We start from the raw sequence: 15,792 nt of genomic DNA, 5'->3' as shown, positions 1-15,792 counted from the left end.
ATTTTTATGTTATAATGATGATTAATTTAGTTTTCTAATGTTTTTAAAAGGATGCTTTTCCAGTGCTGGTAAACAGATGGATATGTGCTGTCTTTGTTGGGCTCAATGGATTGCATCAGCTGCTGATCTTTAAAAGCGTCTTCGGGTGTGCTAAAGATACCCGCACCGATGCCTGCTCCCAGGGCGGCGCCTACGCTGCCGTCATTCTCATACAGTTCAAGCGGCACTCCGGTTACATCCACAAAAATGCGGGCAAACAGATCGCTAAGGAACATATTGGCCCGGCCGGCACGGATCAGGGAAGGCAACATGCCGTTTTCACGCATAATGTCCAGCCCATACCTGAAAGCAAAGGCAATGCCTTCCTGCGTTGCCCTGAAAATGTGCGCTTGTGTATGAATATTCAGGTCGATGCCGGCCAGTACTGCCCCGGTAAAGCGATTGTTAAGCATCCGTTCTGCACCGTTGCCAAAAGGAAGCACACGTAATCCGGCGCTTCCTTCGGGCGCTTGTTGCGCCAGCGTATTCATCTCATGATAGGACAAAGCAGGGTTGAATACGTTTTTTGCCCAGCGATTCATGCTGCCTGTGCCGTTAATACACAGCAGTACGCCAGTATAAGGTTTATCACCGGTGTAATTAACATGGGCAAAGGTATTCACCCTTGATTGCGGATCGTAGGTTAGCTGGTCGCTCACGCCATAAATTACTCCCGAAGTTCCTGCTGTGGCAGCTACTTCGCCGGGCTTGAGCACGTTGAGCGAAAGTGCATTGTTAGGCTGGTCGCCGGCTTTATAGGATACGGGAATACCCGCTGTTAATCCCAATGCATCAGCCACGGCATGTTTCAGATGGCCATGCTCTGAAAATAAAGGTCTTATCTCAGGAATTAAATCCGGGTTTAACCCGTAGTAATTCATCACATCCGCCGAAAGGCTGCTGGTTTTAAAATCCCAGAAAATCCCTTCCGACAATGCCGGTATGCTGGTAGTGATCTCACCCGTCAGCTTCATGGCAATAAAATCGCCCGGCAGCATTATTTTATCAATCTGTTCAAATATTTCCGGCTCGTTAGCTTTGACCCAGGCCAGCTTTGATGCGGTAAAATTGCCCGGCGAGTTCAGTAAATGTTCCAGGCTTTTGGTCTGGCCAATGGCGTTAAATGCTTCGTTGCCAATAGCTACCGCCCGGCTGTCGCACCAGATAATGCTATCACGCAATGCTTTGCCATTTTTATCAATTACTACCAGCCCGTGCATCTGGTAAGCAATGCCGATGGCCTTAATATCCTTAGGATTGGATTTTCGGGATGCATTAACTTTCATGATGGCCTGTTGTGCACTGTGCCACCAATCTTCGGGCGATTGCTCGGCCCAACCGGTTTTTACTGATTTTATTTCTGCTTCCTGTTCGGGATAGCTGGCTGAGATGATACAGCGCTGTGTTGCTGCTTCTACTACAGCAACTTTCACCGAAGATGTTCCAATATCAATACCTAATAAATACATGCCTGACAGAAGTCAAAATTAAAAAGTCAAAACTGGATAGTGCCTTATTAAAAATCCAAAAGTTAAGAAACAATTGCATAAGGTTATATCTCGCTTATAATTGGTATAACGCATATCTTACCACTGTATTTTGCAATAATCAATGCAAACGTTTGCATAAAAGTAGAAGTAAATTTGTTAATGTCAAATTTTTATTAAAAAATTGTATAAATATTTTATCTGCAAATCATTGAGCAAGAAAACAACCATCCAGGATATTGCACAGGCATTAAATACAACGGTTTCTACGGTTTCGAGGGCATTAAGCGGGCATCCCGGTATCAGCGATGCCATGAAAAAGAACGTACGACGCGTTGCTAAAGAGCTGAATTACAGTCAGAATAAAATTGCATCATCGTTGCGTTCGGGACGTACCCATATTATAGGTGTTATTGTTCCTGATGCACAATTAAGCTTTTTTGCATCGGTTATTCATGGCATTGAAAAAGTGATGAATAAAAACGGATACACAGTACTGCTGTATCAATCAGGCGAATCGTACGCCCATGAGGTGAAAGGGGTAAAAACATTGCTGCAGTCGCGGGTGGATGGCATTATCGCCTCCGCATCGTTTGAAACAGAAGATTATACACATTTCCAGGATGCCATTGACCAGGGTACACCACTGGTATTTTTTGACCGTGTAACAGATAAGGTAAATGTACCATCGGTATTTATAGACGACCATAAAGGTGGTTTTATGGCTACCGAGCACCTGATACAACAGGGATATAAACGTATAGCTTATATTGCCGCCCGGCAGAATGTAGGGATATTTAAAAAGCGCCTGAACGGTCATTATGAAGCATTGAGGCAATATGGTTTGCCCGTAAGCGAGGAACTGGTTGTTTTTGGTGATGTATCTATTGAATCGGGCAGACGGTGCATAAAGCAATTGCTTGCATTACCTAAGCCTCCTGACGCCATTGTTGCCGTAGAAGATTTTACTGCCCTGGGCGCTATCCAGGAACTTAAGGCCCGTAATATTAACATACCGGAAGAGGTTGGTGTTATTGGCTTTGCCAATGAGGCCTTCAGCGCCTACATCACGCCATCGCTTTCTACCATCGACCAGCAAACTATAGCTATGGGTGAGGAAGCTGCAAAAATTTTGCTGGAGTGGCGGCAAAAAACTTCGGGCACAAAGGCCATGAAAAAAGTTATTCTCGACCCCGTACTGATTGCCAGGCAATCTTCCATGCGTAATGTAAGCTAACCTGAAAAGCTGGTCGGAGTTAATTCATTTAGCAGAACTTTTTTCTGTGCAATTTCAAACAGTTAGTCAGGCTTCCAGAGTGAAATACTTCGGAAGCCTGACTAACTGTATTAACCAACTACCTGCGTTGTTACTGCTTTCCGCATATCGCGGGCAGCCTCAACCATAGCAGCCAGGGCTTGTTGGGTTTCATTCCATCCACGGGTTTTCAAGCCGCAGTCCGGGTTTACCCAAAGCTGCTCTGCCGGAATAACAGCCGATGCCTTTTCGAGCAAAACAACCATCTCCTCTTTTGATGGCACACGCGGCGAGTGGATATCGTACACTCCCGGGCCAATCTCATTGGGATATTTAAAATCCGCGAAAGTATCCAGCAATTCCATTTGCGAGCGTGAGCATTCTATGGTGATCACGTCGGCATCCATAGCCGCTATGTGCTCCATAATATCGTTAAACTCAGAATAGCACATGTGTGTATGGATCTGCGTATCATCCTGCACACCGCTTGCCGAAATGCGGAAGGCTTTTACTGCCCAGTTCAGGTATGCTTCACGATCGGCCTGGCGCAACGGCAAACCTTCGCGAATGGCTGGTTCATCGATCTGGATGATCCGGATACCGGCTTTCTCCAGGTCACAAACTTCATCACGAATAGCCAGGGCAATTTGGTTACAGGTTTCAGAACGAGGCTGATCATTGCGCACAAAAGACCATTGCAAAATAGTAACCGGGCCGGTGAGCATGCCTTTTACCCATTTTGATGTTAAAGATTGAGCGTATCTGGCCCACGCTACGGTCATGGCATCGGTACGCGAAACATCGCCATAAATAACCGGCGGTTTTACACAACGACTGCCATAGCTTTGTACCCAACCGTTTTGGGTAAAGGTGAAACCATCGAGTTGTTCGCCGAAGTATTCCACCATATCGTTGCGTTCAAATTCGCCGTGAACTAAAACATCCAGGCCAATTTCTTCCTGCCAGCGGATAGCTTGTTGCGTTTCCTGCTCAATAAAATGATTGTATTCCGGCAAGGTTATTTCGCCTTTTTTAAGCTGGGCACGCCGGCGGCGTACTTCGGGAGTTTGCGGAAACGAACCGATGGTAGTTGTTGGAAATAAAGGTAAGCCCAGCGCTTTATGCTGTAGTTGCCGGCGTACAGCAAACGGACTTTCGCGTTCCGCATCGCTATCGGTAAGCGTAGCTAAACGCTGCTTTACTTCCTGGTTGTGTATCAGCTTTGATGTTTTACGGCTTTGAACCGCCTGCCGGTTGGCTTCCAGTTCCCTGAGGCAGGAAGCCGCAGGTTCATCACCTGACAATTGCTTAAGCAGGAACACTTCGTGCAGCTTCTGTTTGGCAAACGCCATCCATTGCTTGATTTCTGGCTTTAAAATCGTTTCGTTGGTTTCCAGCTCCAAATCGCAGGGCGAGTGAAGCAACGAGCACGACGGCGCTATCCAGATACGTTCGCTGCCAATGCTGCCGGTGGCTTTTTTAATCAGCGTAAGCGATTGGTCAAAATCATTTTTCCAGATGTTCCGTCCATCAACAATTCCCAGCGACAAACTCATCTTTTCCGGTAACGCATCCAGAACCGCATCCAGTTGCTGCGGAGAACGAACCAAATCAATATGCAGCACATTAACCGGTAATGAGGCGGCCAGTGAGGTATTATCGCGTAAGCCCTCAAAATAAGTAGCCAGGATAATTTTTAACCGGGGAAATTGCTGCCGCAGCTTTTTATATACCGAAGCGTAAGCGGCTTTCTCTTTTTCAGAAAGATCCAGCGCCAGGAAAGGCTCATCCAACTGAACCCACTCTACGTGCAAGGCTTCCAGCCGTTTCAAAACCTCTGTATACACCGGCAGCAGGTTATCAAGCAGCTCAAGCCGGTGAAATCCAGCTTCCTTTTCCTTGCCCAGCAGTAAATAAGTAAGCGGCCCGATAATTACCGGTTTGGTAGTAATGCCCAGTTGCCGGGCTTCATAATATTCATCAATAATTTTGGTGGAGAACAGCTTGAACTGCTGGTTTTTACGAAATTCGGGCACAATGTAATGGTAGTTCGTGTCGAACCATTTGGTCATTTCCATGGCTGTAATGTCCAATCCGTCTTTCTGGCAACCACGGGCCATGGCAAAATACAGGTCAAGCTCGGTATTGTCCTTGTTCAGTATAACCGGGTGATAGCGTTCGGGAATGGCACCAACCGTTAGCGACATATCCAGAACCTGGTCGTAAAACGAAAAATCATTGGAAGGAATACCATCAATACCGGCATTTTTTTGCAGCAGCCAGTTTTCGCGGCGGATGTTCTTACCCACCTGCAATACATTTTTGTAACCTGTTTTCCCCGACCAGTACTCTTCGCTGATCTTTTTGAGCTCTCTCCGGCTACCAATCCGCGGATAGCCTAAATTGTGTGTTTGCATTACTTTTAACTTGTTTAAATGATTAACTGTTAAAAGTTCTTTCCAAACTTCGCAATAAATCCGTGGACGAAAATGTGTGATGAAACGCGTATGCGCAACGAACCAATAGCTCATACAAAGCTGCGGCGCATACATCAAAACATAACCTTTGCTTCAATCCACGAAAGCATTGTCAATTGCGGTAAAGGCAGGTCTCCTGACTTGTAACATTTTTACCATCCTTCCCATCCGCCGGCGGGCAAACAGTGGACATGATCGGTAAAAACCTGTTGGTTACTTACAGTTGCGGGACAGTTCGCGATTTACACACGATTCCCTTTTAATTTGCAGCTAAGCAAAACCATTACCGGTTGATGAAGAAATAGAGTAAAGAACTTATCGGCACAAAGGTATGAAATTAAACTATACACTGTTTTTGAAAAGCAAATTCGGTGGTGCTTTTTATGTGGTAGTCTCGCTATCCAACCGGTGTGTGCGCAAAAGATGGTAAAAAACTGCTGCAATGATCAACCCAATGATGCCCTGGCAGAGAATAGTGTTGGGTGCACCTATCTGCTGCGATACCGCCCCCACAAGAAGACTACCCAGTGGCAGCATGCCATACATCGCCATAATCATGATACTGATAGCCCTTCCCCGCATACGCGGCGCACTTTCAGACTGTACAATAATATTGCTGATGGTATTTTGCGCCACGGTGCCAAACCCGGCCAACAGGGCAAAGAACATGGCCAGGGGGAAGTTACTGGTATAAGAAAAAGCAATAAGCCCGGTGCCAAGGATAACGGTACTAATGAGCAGCAGCATTTTAAGACTGGCGCCTTTTTTTAACGATGCCAGTAAAACAGTTCCACCAACAGCGCCCAAACCGATAAAGCTGGTAATGTATCCAAAGGTTGCGGCGTTACCCTTAAAAATTTCTTTGGCATATACCGGCAACAGGGTGTTATAAGGCAGTACCAGCAAGCTTACCACGCCGAGTATCAGGATAATTAACCCGATAGCCGGCGTCTTCCTGAGATAAATGAATCCCTCGATAAGCTCCAATACAATTTTCTTCTTCGTGGCAGATGGCTTATAGACCGGTAGTTTCATGAACGTTAACGAGAGCATTACTCCGCCAAAGCTTGCTGCATTTAATAAAAAGCAGATTCCGGCGCCGAATTGCTCAAGGATAATACCGGATAACGCCGGACCAAGCAAACTTGCCAGGCTTGCCATGGCCGAATTCAGCGAAAGCGCATTGGGGAGATCCGCATCATCATACAAAACTTCATGGATCATGGATTGCCGGGCCGGTACGTCGAAGGCATTGATCATACCCAATATAACACTCAACGTAAGTATTTCCCAAACCACATAGTGCCCCGTAATAATGAGTACGGCAAGAAGGCTTGCCTGTACCATCGACGCGATCTGCGTTATCCTGATAATTTTATAACGGTCATACCTGTCGGCAGCGATACCGCCGAATATGGAAAGCAAAAACGACGGAAACTGTTCTGCAAATATGGTAAGGCCCAGCATAAAAGCAGAATGTGTCATGGTGTAGATCATCCAAACAACAGCCGTCCGCTGCATCCATGTACCAAACTGCGAAACCGACCGTCCAACAAAATATAGTGTATAATTTGTACTTCTAAATGCCCTGAATGTATTTACGTTACTCAAGCTCCTCATCTCGTTATTCCTCAATATCACCATCTGACATTATTTGTGAAAATGTCAGACGTTATGCAAAATTTTTTATTCAGCCAGCCATTTCATGGCCATTGCCGTTAAGGTATCAACCGCCGGCTTTAAGTTGCTGAAATTGTTTTCGTGCCGCATTTCACGCCGTATGCCACGGATGCCACTTAAAAGAATAAAAATCAGCATATCCTGCTCCTTTGGCCTCAACGGGCGGATCTGACTATTTTTTACACCGGTTGTCAGCACCTTTTTGAGCAGTTCAGCTTCGGCTTTCATCAATCGCCGGTGCACGCCGCTCATAGTTTTAGCATGCCTGGATATTTCATCGGCATCCATTCCGGCTTCCATCGCGGTAAAAACCGGCCTCCTGTCTTCGGATGTTTTGATCTTAGCGAGGCAAAAAGCTCGTATTTTATTTTCTACCGTATCGGCTTGATCTACAGTCCGGGTAATTTCATCAAGCACCTCACGAATGAGCGCATCCATAACCGCCTCGAATATTTCGTCGCGGTTTTTATAATAATAATAGAGTGTGCTCCGGCTTTTGCCGATAACTTTTGACACATCGTCCATAGTTACCTTTTTCAGCCCGTGCCTGAGGTATAGCTGCAAAGCGGCTTGCAGGATTTGTTCCGGAAGAATATCCTCTTGTATGGAAGGCTCGGGAGACATGCTCGGCATTATTCTGCTGCAAATATACAGCACATTGACAAAAAATCAAAATTTGTCAGTGTGTTTTTTACTCTTAAACGAGTGGAAATGACCTTACCGCAAACAGTGTTTAAAACGCTGTCTGCGGTGCGAAACATCAGAAGCTATTTCTGGATAAACTTGCTATCTTAGATTATACCAATTAAAATGACATGAAGTATATCCGGTTACTTGCTTTCATGATGATTACCTGCCTGAACGTAACGGCACAGGATAAGATTGTAGAATCATCCGGTAAATACCAAAACGATGCGGAAAGCAACAATCTTAAAGGCAAGGTGCAATCCGTTACTTATTATGACTATGGTGTAAACAACACAACCGGAGCCTTGTACACTAATTGGACAAGCAAATTAGTGTACAACTACAATCAAGCAGGCAATATAGCGGAATGGTATATATACAAAACCACAGGCCAACTGGATTATCATTCTGTTAACTGCTATAACAGCAAAGGGCGAATAGTACAAAGCGCCGCTGAAAACGGAAAAGCCAGGAATATTTCCAGTTACAAATATAATCATAACAATAAGCGGAACCTTGTAGAAACGCTGTATCGCGAAGGCCGCATTTCGCATCGTATTATTTATAATAAGTTGGGTAAAAGAGATACTACGTATAGTTATACCCGTGGTGAAAAATTAAACTTTAAAACGGTTTATCGCTATGATAAAAAAGGGAATTGCATTAAAGAAACCCGGTATAAATCCAACGGGAACTTAGAGCTAACACATAACTATGTTTATGATGCTCAGAATAATAAAATAGCGGATCACAGCTACGATTCTACCGGGACTAAAACAGGTAAAATAACTTATATCTATGATAAAAAGCGCAATCTTACATTTGAACTGGATTCTAATATAAGGATTATTGGCGGGCTTCCACGTAAAAAAGAAGGAAAAGACACCTATTCCAGAACGTTTAAATACGAGATGTTCGACGAGCAAGGTAACTGGCTGATGAAAAGTTACATGATGGATGATAAGCCTATACATGTGACTAAACGGAAGATCACGTATTATTAGAAAAAGTAACCTTATACTGCATACAGCGTTTAAAGGCGACATTCTACAATTGAAGAACGGGCAAATCGTAGTAACAAACAGTAGTAATTGGTAAAGAAAATACCGTGTCGAGAAACTATCCCTGCTAATTAATCAAGTAGACTATGTACTAAAAGAAGCGAAAAAGCCTTTTTTCTTTTATCTTTTATCTTTTATCTTTTATCCTTCAGATTTATTACTTTTAACTTTAAATAACTAACCGTTAAACCCATGAAAAAAACAAACACCATTTACTGGATTTACACCGGGCTGTTTGCAGCCTTTATGCTATTTTCCTCCATTCCGGATATTATGCTTGCAAAAGAGGCAAAAGTGTTTATGCAGCACCTGGGCTATCCCGACTATTTCACCATATTTATTGGAATTCTTAAAGTTTTAGGTGTAATTGCTATACTAATACCGGGTTATCCCCGTATAAAGGAATGGGCGTACGCCGGATTTTTCTTCGATTTAGTAGGAGCAACTTATTCACAAATAGCCACCGATGGCTGGATGCCGCAAATTGCGTTCATGCTTCTTCCATTTTTACTTTGGGCAGGCTCATACAGCTATTACCGCCGGCGCCTGGCAACCGAATCATAAATCCAGCAGTCCTAACCCCGCATTTTTCGATGAAAATAGCCACCTATAACGTTAATGGAGTTAACGGAAGATTGCCGGTGCTGCTTCGCTGGCTTAACGAAACAACGCCCGATATTGTCTGCTTACAGGAACTGAAAGCGCCACAGGAAAAGTTTCCGGAACAGGCTATACGTGATGCCGGATATTATCCTTTATGGCATGGGCAAAAAAGCTGGAATGGCGTTGCCATATTGAGCCGTAATGCCGACATCTACGAGATCAGGCGGGTACTTCCCGGCGACCCGGAAGACAGTCATAGCCGTTATATCGAGGCAAGGATCAATGACCTTGTGATCGGATGCCTTTACCTGCCCAACGGTAATCCGGCGCCAGGACCGAAATTCGATTATAAGCTTCGTTGGTTTGAACGCTTAGCCATTCACGCCAATGAGCTCATTAAATCCGGGCAACCGGTGATATTAACGGGCGACTACAATGTAATGCCCACCGAGCTGGATGTTTATAAACCCGAGCGTTGGGTAGACGATGCCTTATTCCGTCCGGAGACACGGGCAGCCTTCAAAAAGCTGGTGGATCAGGGATGGACAGACGCTATACGGAAACTGTACCCGGAAGAGAAAATTTATACGTTCTGGGATTATTTCAGGAATGCTTATGGCCGTGATGCCGGTTTACGCATTGATCATTTTTTGCTCAGTCCGCAACTGCAAAACCGGCTTAAAGCTGCCGGTGTTGACCGCCATGTACGCGGCTGGGAAAAAACCAGCGATCATGCACCGGTATGGATCGAGCTGGCGGATTAGAAATTAAATTACCGGGATTTCTTAATCCTGATTATTTTATCGGATTAACACATACCAACCCGCTAATCCGTTCAAAATCTTTTTTTGACGAAACTCAATTGAAGTATCGTACGATGAGCTGGCACGGCAGCTAAGCCTGAGCAAAAACACGGTGGAACGCTACTTGGACCTATTAGAAAAAGTACAAATTGTTTTTCGCCTGGGCGGATACAGCTCAAATCTGCGCAAAGAAGTTACCAAATCATCCAAATGGTACTTCTTCTTTGATAATGGGATCCGTAACGCCATGATTGGCGATTTCCGGCTGCAGGCACTGTCAGAATATGGGCAGACCAGCAGGAAATTGACCTGATAGAGATCAGCGGTTCTCAAATGGCGGTATACGATTTTAAATGAGGCAATAAACCTAAGAAGGTGCCGGCATTTTTTGCCAGGAACTACCCCCACAAGCGTCTTTTTCAGTGATCAACCCTGGTAATTACCTGGAATTTGTTTGCTAAAAAATCAGCCAGCGTTATCCCAACATTTCATCTGCAAATTCCAGCAACAATTGATTAAAGGTAGCTGGTTGGTCTAAATTTACCAGATGCCCTGCATCGTTTATAAAATGGATTTTATCTCTCCACTGGTTTACCGGCATTTTACCTAAATAATCTGCATTGATAATCTGTTCATCTTTCCCGAAAACCCATGCCGCCGTGCGGCCACTGTTCACCAGGTTTTGTATTTCATCTGTCCATTCACCGCTGGCAATGGATTGGCCTATTACCGCACGAAAGCGTGAATCCGTATTTCTGTAATCACTTATTAGTTTCGCTTGTATATTTTCCTTGTGATGAAAAGTTAATCCTTTGATATAATTCTTCAACGTTTCATCCGGGGGATCTTCTGCAAACAGTGCATCTCCGTATTGAAAAGGCAATAATATATCTGCCGGAGTAAGGTTATTGCCAATAACGGAGGCTCCTGCCATGAAAAATCCCTTGCAGCCAGGAAGCAGATGCGCAATTTCTCCGGCGAGGTTAGTAGCCAGCGATACGGCGCAAATAATGTAACGCTCTGTTTGCAATTGCTCAATAACCTGCAATATCACGTGGGCCAGACCTGAAAGAGAATAATCCTTTTCAGGATGAAGACTCCGGGAAGAGCTGCCATGCCCGGGCAGATCAAAACGCATCAAGGTATAATCCCCGAAACGTTCATCGGCCCACTGCTCTTCCCATACAGCCATAGAACCAGAGCTGTTGTGCAAAAAAATGATGGATTTATCCGTATGCTCAAGTTTCTGATATTCTATTTTCAGGTTATTCACCGTTATATAATTTTTCATAAGTGATAATTATCGGCAGCGAAATTCAGCGCTTTAATTCCTGTTACTTCCAGATTTTATACTGATTGATCAGCCCATTAGTAGAGCTATCGTGCGTATCAACCGGACCGTCTTCCTGTAATTCGGGTAAGATTTTACCGGCAAGCTGTTTGCCCAGCTCAACGCCCCACTGGTCAAAGCTGAAAATATTCCAGATAATTCCCTGTGTAAATATCTTGTGCTCGTACATCGCGATAAGCGAGCCTAAGGTATACGGCGTAATTTTCCTGACCAGGATAGAATTGGTTGGCCGGTTACCTTCAAACACCTTGAACGGCGTTAAAAATCTGATCTCCTTTTCGGATTTACCGGCAGCAGCGAGTTCCAGCACTACTTCTTCGGCGGTTTTACCGTTCATCAACGCTTCTGTCTGGGCAAAAAAGTTAGATAACAGCATTACGTGGTGCTGCCCTAATGGATTATGCGATTGTGCCGGAGCGATAAAATCTGCCGGAATAAGCTTGGTTCCCTGGTGAATCAGCTGGTAAAAAGCATGCTGTCCGTTAGTGCCCGGCTCACCCCAGATAATGGGCCCGGTTTGGTAATCAACCACATGCCCGCTACGGTCGATGTATTTACCGTTGCTTTCCATATCGCCCTGCTGAAAATAGGCCGCAAAACGGTGCATATACTGGTCGTAAGGTAAAATAGCCTGACTTTCGGCACCAAAGAAATTGTTATACCAGATTCCCAGCAAGGCCAGTATAACCGGGATGTTTTCCTCAAAATTGCTGCTGCGGAAATGGTTGTCCATAGCATGCGCCCCGGCCAGCAGCTCGCTGAAGTTTTCAAAACCGATGCTCAAGGCGATGGATAAACCGATGGCGCTCCATAAGGAATAACGGCCGCCCACCCAATCCCAGAACTCGAACATATTTTTGGTATCAATACCGAATGCCGATACGGCTTTCTCGTTGGTAGACAGCGCCACGAAATGTTTGGCGATATCGGCTTCGGCCGCACCATGTCCCAGGAACCAGTTGCGGGCCGTATGCGCATTAGCCATCGTTTCCTGCGTGGTAAAGGTTTTCGACGCGATTAAGAATAGTGTAGTCTCCGGGTCTACATTTTTCAACGTTTCGGCAATGTGCGTACCATCCACGTTAGACACAAAGTGCATATTCAACCGGTTTTTGTAAGCTTTTAAGGCCTCGGTAACCATAACCGGCCCTAAATCCGACCCGCCGATACCAATATTCACCACATCGGTAATGGCTTTGCCGGTATAGCCTTTCCAGTCCCCGGATATTACCGCTGCTGAAAATATCTCCATTTGTTTCAGCACCCGGTTTACATCGGGCATTACATCTTTACCATCCACATAAACCGGTGTATTGCTGCGGTTTCGTAAAGCGACATGCAGTACCGGTCTGCCCTCGGTTTCATTGATTTTCTCACCGCTGAACATCGCTTCAATAGCGTCCTGTAAGCCACATTCGCGGGCAAGCTGAATAAGCAACGCGATGGTTTTATCGTTAACCCGGTTTTTAGAGTAGTCAACCAGGATATCTTCAAAAGCGAGAGAGAATTTCTCAAAACGGCCGGCATCGCCTGCAAATAAATCACGCAGATGGACGCCTGCTATCTCGTAAAAGTGGTCGTTTAAATACGTAAAGGCTTGTGTTTGGGTAAAGTTTATTTTGGGTAACATGCGTTATGAATTATTGAACTGCTACAAAACAACAAAAAAAGAAAGACGATGTTAGAATGTTAGAGAAATTAATCGTTAAAAACTTGCACCCCTGGTGTAAGATCAAGCAATTGACCTATGGAAGATTTACCTTGTGCCTCATTTGCACTATAGGGGAAAATTTGAAGTGCGCCCTATCTGATTTGAGAAATGGTAATACTTTTTGTATCTTGTAGTGGTGAAAGAGAAGCTCAATTTTTTGGATTTTGAAATTGACAAGCTAACCGCTCAATTGAAAACGTTACCACAGGTGATAGCTTTCAAACGGATGTTTCGCATTTATTGAAATCAGACATTAAACAAGTAACTAAGAAAAACGGCTGGCTTTTTAACTGGAAAAGAGAATTAGATGCACCTGACAGGGAAGTTTATAAATTAACAATTCAGGGCAACCCCAATGTTATTCAAGGATTGGTTAGTTTGAGTATTGATGTAGATCATATTTACATGCACCTGATCGAAAGCGCTCCGTTTAATAAGGGGAAGACAAAAATTTATGTTGGTGTTCCGGGAAATTTAATTGCTTACGCTTGCCGTCTTTCGTTTCAAAAAGGCTTCGATGGTTTCATCTCCTTCCATTCAAAAACAAAATTGATTGACCATTACATGAAATCATTAGGTGCCCATCACTTTGGCGGGAACTTAATGATTATTGATACACTACCGGCAAAGGCATTAATTGAAAAGTATTTTAAAACATAAATTATGGGACTTATCAGAGAACCTTTAGATGTTGATTTTTATGTTGATCCCAAGCCTTTAACACAGGAAGAACGGGAAAAAATCAGCCAGTATATCCGTGATTATAAAGCTAAAATGACGATACATAAAAACCGTATCACTTCTTCACCCCAAAAGAAGACAGTAATTTCACGATAAAATCCTGATTAATATATTAGGGAAATTAATCGTCAAAAAGCTCCCGAAAATGTTATTTGAAGGCTTTTTTTATCTTTGCCGTTATGACGAAAGAACACATCCAGGATTTAAGGGACAGAGCAGCGTCCCTGAGGAGGCATCTTTGACATTGATGTCAAATTAGAGGAGCTTGAAAAAGAGCAGGAAATTACCCTGAGCGCCCATTTCTGGGATAACCCTAAGGAAGCTGAAAAAGTACTGCACTCTATAAAAACCAAAAAAGTATGGACCGACGCTTTCGCCGATATGAACGCCGCAGTAGACGACGCGATTGTGATGTTCGACTTTTTCCAGAGCGGCGATGCTACGGCAGATGAACTGAAAGAACTGTACGATAAGGCTATTGCTAAGGTAGAGGAGCTGGAATTTAAGAACATGCTGAGCTCTGAAGAAGACCAACTAAATGCCGTTGTACAGATTACGGCCGGCGCCGGAGGTACCGAAAGCTGCGACTGGGCCTATATGCTGATGCGGATGTACCTGATGTGGGGCGAAAAGAACGGGTACAAGGTTACCGAGCAGGATTCGCAGGAAGGTGATGTTGCCGGTATTAAGTCGGTTACGCTGCAGTTCGAGGGCAATTTCGCCTATGGTTACCTGAAAGGCGAGAACGGCGTTCACCGGCTGGTGCGCATTTCGCCGTTTGATGCCAATGCCAAACGGCATACTTCGTTTGCATCGGTATACGTTTACCCGCTTATTGACGATACCATTGAAATTGAGGTTAACCCGGCCGATATTGAATTTGAAACTTTCCGCTCGGGCGGCGCCGGCGGACAGAACGTAAATAAGGTTGAAACCGCGGTTCGATTGTACCACAAACCTTCGGGCATTATCATCAAAAACCAGGAATCTCGTTCGCAGCTTCAGAATAAGGAAAACGCCATCCGCTTGTTAAAATCACAGCTATATGAGATAGAATTGCGTAAACGCATGGAAACCACGGCGGCCATAGAAGGTTCTAAAAAGAAAATTGAATGGGGCTCGCAGATACGCAACTATGTGCTTCATCCGTATAAGCTGGTCAAGGATCTGCGTACCAACTACGAAACTTCAAACGCACAGGCGGTGCTGGATGGTGACCTGAATGAGTTCCTGAAAGCGTATTTGATGGAGTTCTGATGAAGGGCCATAGTTTCTGACACATTACACGATATCATGACAAAGCTTGATCCGATAATAGCTGTAAGGGATGTAGAAGCCAGTTCCAGGTGGTACCAATCGGTATTTAATTGCAGAAGCATGCATGGCGGGAAAACGTTTGATATCCTGGTAGCTGAAAATGATGAAGTTTTACTGTGTCTTCATAAATGGGGAGAGCACGGGCACCCCACTATGGCGGATCCGGGCATTACACCCGGCAACGGATTGATTCTTTATTTCAGAACGGAGCACATGAACGTTATCCGGCAAAATGTGGAAAAAGCAGGTTATGCTGTAGAAGAAGAAATTCACCTGAATCCGAATTCAACGAAACTGGAATTTGCGCTTCGTGATCCGGACGGCTATTATCTGATAATCACTGAATTTCACGTATACGAAGGGTAAGCAAAACCGTTGTCAACTTTACCGGGCGCTTGCCGGTAAAGTTGACAACGTTATCCGGGATATCACTCGAACAACTCGCCCCTGGCTTAAGTTTCAGCTTGGATTAGAGCAAGAGCTAACTTAAACTCTTCTTAAGCAATACCCGTTAAGCACTATCTTTTAATAACATTTGTAGCATTACGCATAACAGCCTCGTTTTAAGCAAAATAAGTTT

The 15,792-nt window shown here is 44.5% G+C and carries 15 protein-coding genes and 1 riboswitch; of the genes, 9 read left to right on the top strand and 6 right to left on the bottom strand.

Annotated features, from left to right (window positions below; all coding sequences use genetic code 11):
• Positions 1 to 26 precede the first annotated feature (26 nt).
• Positions 27 to 1,508: a xylulokinase gene (locus FW774_RS01640; protein WP_149346415.1), complete on the bottom strand. Its 1,482-nt coding sequence runs from the start codon at positions 1,506 to 1,508 to the stop codon at positions 27 to 29.
• 229 nt (positions 1,509 to 1,737) lie between these two features.
• Here FW774_RS01640 and FW774_RS01635 point away from each other — a divergent pair, with 229 nt between their 5' ends.
• Positions 1,738 to 2,763: a LacI family DNA-binding transcriptional regulator gene (locus FW774_RS01635; RefSeq protein ID WP_149346414.1), complete on the top strand. Its 1,026-nt coding sequence runs from the start codon at positions 1,738 to 1,740 to the stop codon at positions 2,761 to 2,763.
• A 110-nt stretch (positions 2,764 to 2,873) separates the two neighbouring features.
• Here FW774_RS01635 and metE read toward each other — a convergent pair whose 3' ends face one another.
• The 3 genes from metE to FW774_RS01620 form a co-directional block, all read right to left on the bottom strand.
• Complete coding sequence (metE, locus tag FW774_RS01630; protein ID WP_149346413.1) at positions 2,874 to 5,198, bottom strand: 5-methyltetrahydropteroyltriglutamate--homocysteine S-methyltransferase; 2,325 nt, start codon at positions 5,196 to 5,198, stop codon at positions 2,874 to 2,876.
• 168 nt (positions 5,199 to 5,366) lie between these two features.
• Positions 5,367 to 5,558, bottom strand: a riboswitch (cobalamin riboswitch).
• 81 nt (positions 5,559 to 5,639) lie between these two features.
• Positions 5,640 to 6,878: an MFS transporter gene (locus FW774_RS01625; protein WP_149346412.1), complete on the bottom strand. Its 1,239-nt coding sequence runs from the start codon at positions 6,876 to 6,878 to the stop codon at positions 5,640 to 5,642.
• A 66-nt stretch (positions 6,879 to 6,944) separates the two neighbouring features.
• Entirely contained in the window at positions 6,945 to 7,562 is a 618-nt protein-coding gene (locus tag FW774_RS01620) for a TetR/AcrR family transcriptional regulator (protein ID WP_187774774.1), read from the bottom strand.
• Between the two features lie 191 nt (positions 7,563 to 7,753).
• Between FW774_RS01620 and FW774_RS01615 the strand changes: the two genes are divergently transcribed.
• The 4 genes from FW774_RS01615 to FW774_RS01600 all read left to right on the top strand — a co-directional run bounded on the left by FW774_RS01615 (position 7,754) and on the right by FW774_RS01600 (position 10,405).
• Positions 7,754 to 8,629 carry a hypothetical protein gene (locus FW774_RS01615; protein WP_149346410.1) on the top strand — a complete coding sequence of 292 codons (876 nt, stop codon included), beginning with the start codon at positions 7,754 to 7,756 and terminating at the stop codon, positions 8,627 to 8,629.
• Positions 8,630 to 8,878: 249 nt separating this feature from the next.
• A complete protein-coding gene (locus FW774_RS01610) occupies positions 8,879 to 9,250 on the top strand; it encodes a DoxX family protein (RefSeq protein ID WP_149346409.1) in 372 nt (123 codons plus the stop codon).
• Positions 9,251 to 9,279: 29 nt separating this feature from the next.
• Positions 9,280 to 10,053, top strand: a complete 774-nt coding sequence (xth, locus tag FW774_RS01605) for an exodeoxyribonuclease III (protein WP_149346408.1) — start codon at positions 9,280 to 9,282, stop codon at positions 10,051 to 10,053.
• Positions 10,054 to 10,204: 151 nt separating this feature from the next.
• On the top strand, positions 10,205 to 10,405 hold the full coding sequence (locus FW774_RS01600; RefSeq protein WP_149346407.1) for a DUF4143 domain-containing protein: 201 nt from the start codon (positions 10,205 to 10,207) through the stop codon (positions 10,403 to 10,405).
• 162 nt (positions 10,406 to 10,567) lie between these two features.
• Here FW774_RS01600 and FW774_RS01595 read toward each other — a convergent pair whose 3' ends face one another.
• Positions 10,568 to 11,383: an alpha/beta fold hydrolase gene (locus tag FW774_RS01595; RefSeq protein ID WP_149346406.1), complete on the bottom strand. Its 816-nt coding sequence runs from the start codon at positions 11,381 to 11,383 to the stop codon at positions 10,568 to 10,570.
• A 43-nt stretch (positions 11,384 to 11,426) separates the two neighbouring features.
• Complete coding sequence (pgi, locus tag FW774_RS01590) at positions 11,427 to 13,073, bottom strand: glucose-6-phosphate isomerase (RefSeq protein WP_149346405.1); 1,647 nt, start codon at positions 13,071 to 13,073, stop codon at positions 11,427 to 11,429.
• A 321-nt stretch (positions 13,074 to 13,394) separates the two neighbouring features.
• On the opposite strand from pgi, the gene FW774_RS01585 reads away from it, so the two are divergent.
• The 4 genes from FW774_RS01585 (at position 13,395) to FW774_RS01575 (ending at position 15,578) form a co-directional block, all read left to right on the top strand.
• Positions 13,395 to 13,814 (top strand): hypothetical protein, encoded by a 420-nt coding sequence (locus FW774_RS01585; RefSeq protein ID WP_317132752.1) that lies wholly within the window; start codon positions 13,395 to 13,397, stop codon positions 13,812 to 13,814.
• Positions 13,815 to 13,817: 3 nt separating this feature from the next.
• The gene (locus tag FW774_RS20315) at positions 13,818 to 13,991 is read left to right on the top strand and encodes a hypothetical protein (protein WP_187774773.1); all 174 of its coding nucleotides are present in this window, start codon (positions 13,818 to 13,820) and stop codon (positions 13,989 to 13,991) included.
• Positions 13,992 to 14,074: 83 nt separating this feature from the next.
• A protein-coding gene (gene prfB / locus FW774_RS01580) for a peptide chain release factor 2 (RefSeq protein WP_149346404.1) occupies positions 14,075 to 15,152 on the top strand; the annotation gives its coding sequence in 2 pieces (ribosomal slippage) (positions 14,075 to 14,134 and positions 14,136 to 15,152; 1,077 coding nt in all).
• Positions 15,153 to 15,188: 36 nt separating this feature from the next.
• A complete protein-coding gene (locus FW774_RS01575) occupies positions 15,189 to 15,578 on the top strand; it encodes a VOC family protein (RefSeq protein ID WP_149346403.1) in 390 nt (129 codons plus the stop codon).
• The last annotated feature ends 214 nt before the right edge of the window (positions 15,579 to 15,792 follow it).

This window comes from Pedobacter sp. BS3 (genome assembly GCF_008274585.1).
Lineage (GTDB): Bacteria > Bacteroidota > Bacteroidia > Sphingobacteriales > Sphingobacteriaceae > Hufsiella_A.
This window is presented reverse-complemented; position numbering and strand designations above follow the sequence as displayed.

Coding starts and splice junctions, on each gene's coding strand:
- FW774_RS01610 (WP_149346409.1), top strand. CDS start 8,879: ATGAAAAAAACAAACACCATTTACTGGATTTACACCGGGCTGTTTGCA.
- xth (WP_149346408.1), top strand. CDS start 9,280: ATGAAAATAGCCACCTATAACGTTAATGGAGTTAACGGAAGATTGCCG.
- FW774_RS01615 (WP_149346410.1), top strand. CDS start 7,754: ATGAAGTATATCCGGTTACTTGCTTTCATGATGATTACCTGCCTGAAC.
- FW774_RS01625 (WP_149346412.1), bottom strand. CDS start 6,878: ATGAGGAGCTTGAGTAACGTAAATACATTCAGGGCATTTAGAAGTACA.
- FW774_RS01620 (WP_187774774.1), bottom strand. CDS start 7,562: ATGTCTCCCGAGCCTTCCATACAAGAGGATATTCTTCCGGAACAAATC.
- FW774_RS01640 (WP_149346415.1), bottom strand. CDS start 1,508: ATGTATTTATTAGGTATTGATATTGGAACATCTTCGGTGAAAGTTGCT.
- FW774_RS20315 (WP_187774773.1), top strand. CDS start 13,818: ATGGGACTTATCAGAGAACCTTTAGATGTTGATTTTTATGTTGATCCC.
- FW774_RS01595 (WP_149346406.1), bottom strand. CDS start 11,383: ATGAAAAATTATATAACGGTGAATAACCTGAAAATAGAATATCAGAAA.
- metE (WP_149346413.1), bottom strand. CDS start 5,198: ATGCAAACACACAATTTAGGCTATCCGCGGATTGGTAGCCGGAGAGAG.
- FW774_RS01575 (WP_149346403.1), top strand. CDS start 15,189: ATGACAAAGCTTGATCCGATAATAGCTGTAAGGGATGTAGAAGCCAGT.
- pgi (WP_149346405.1), bottom strand. CDS start 13,073: ATGTTACCCAAAATAAACTTTACCCAAACACAAGCCTTTACGTATTTA.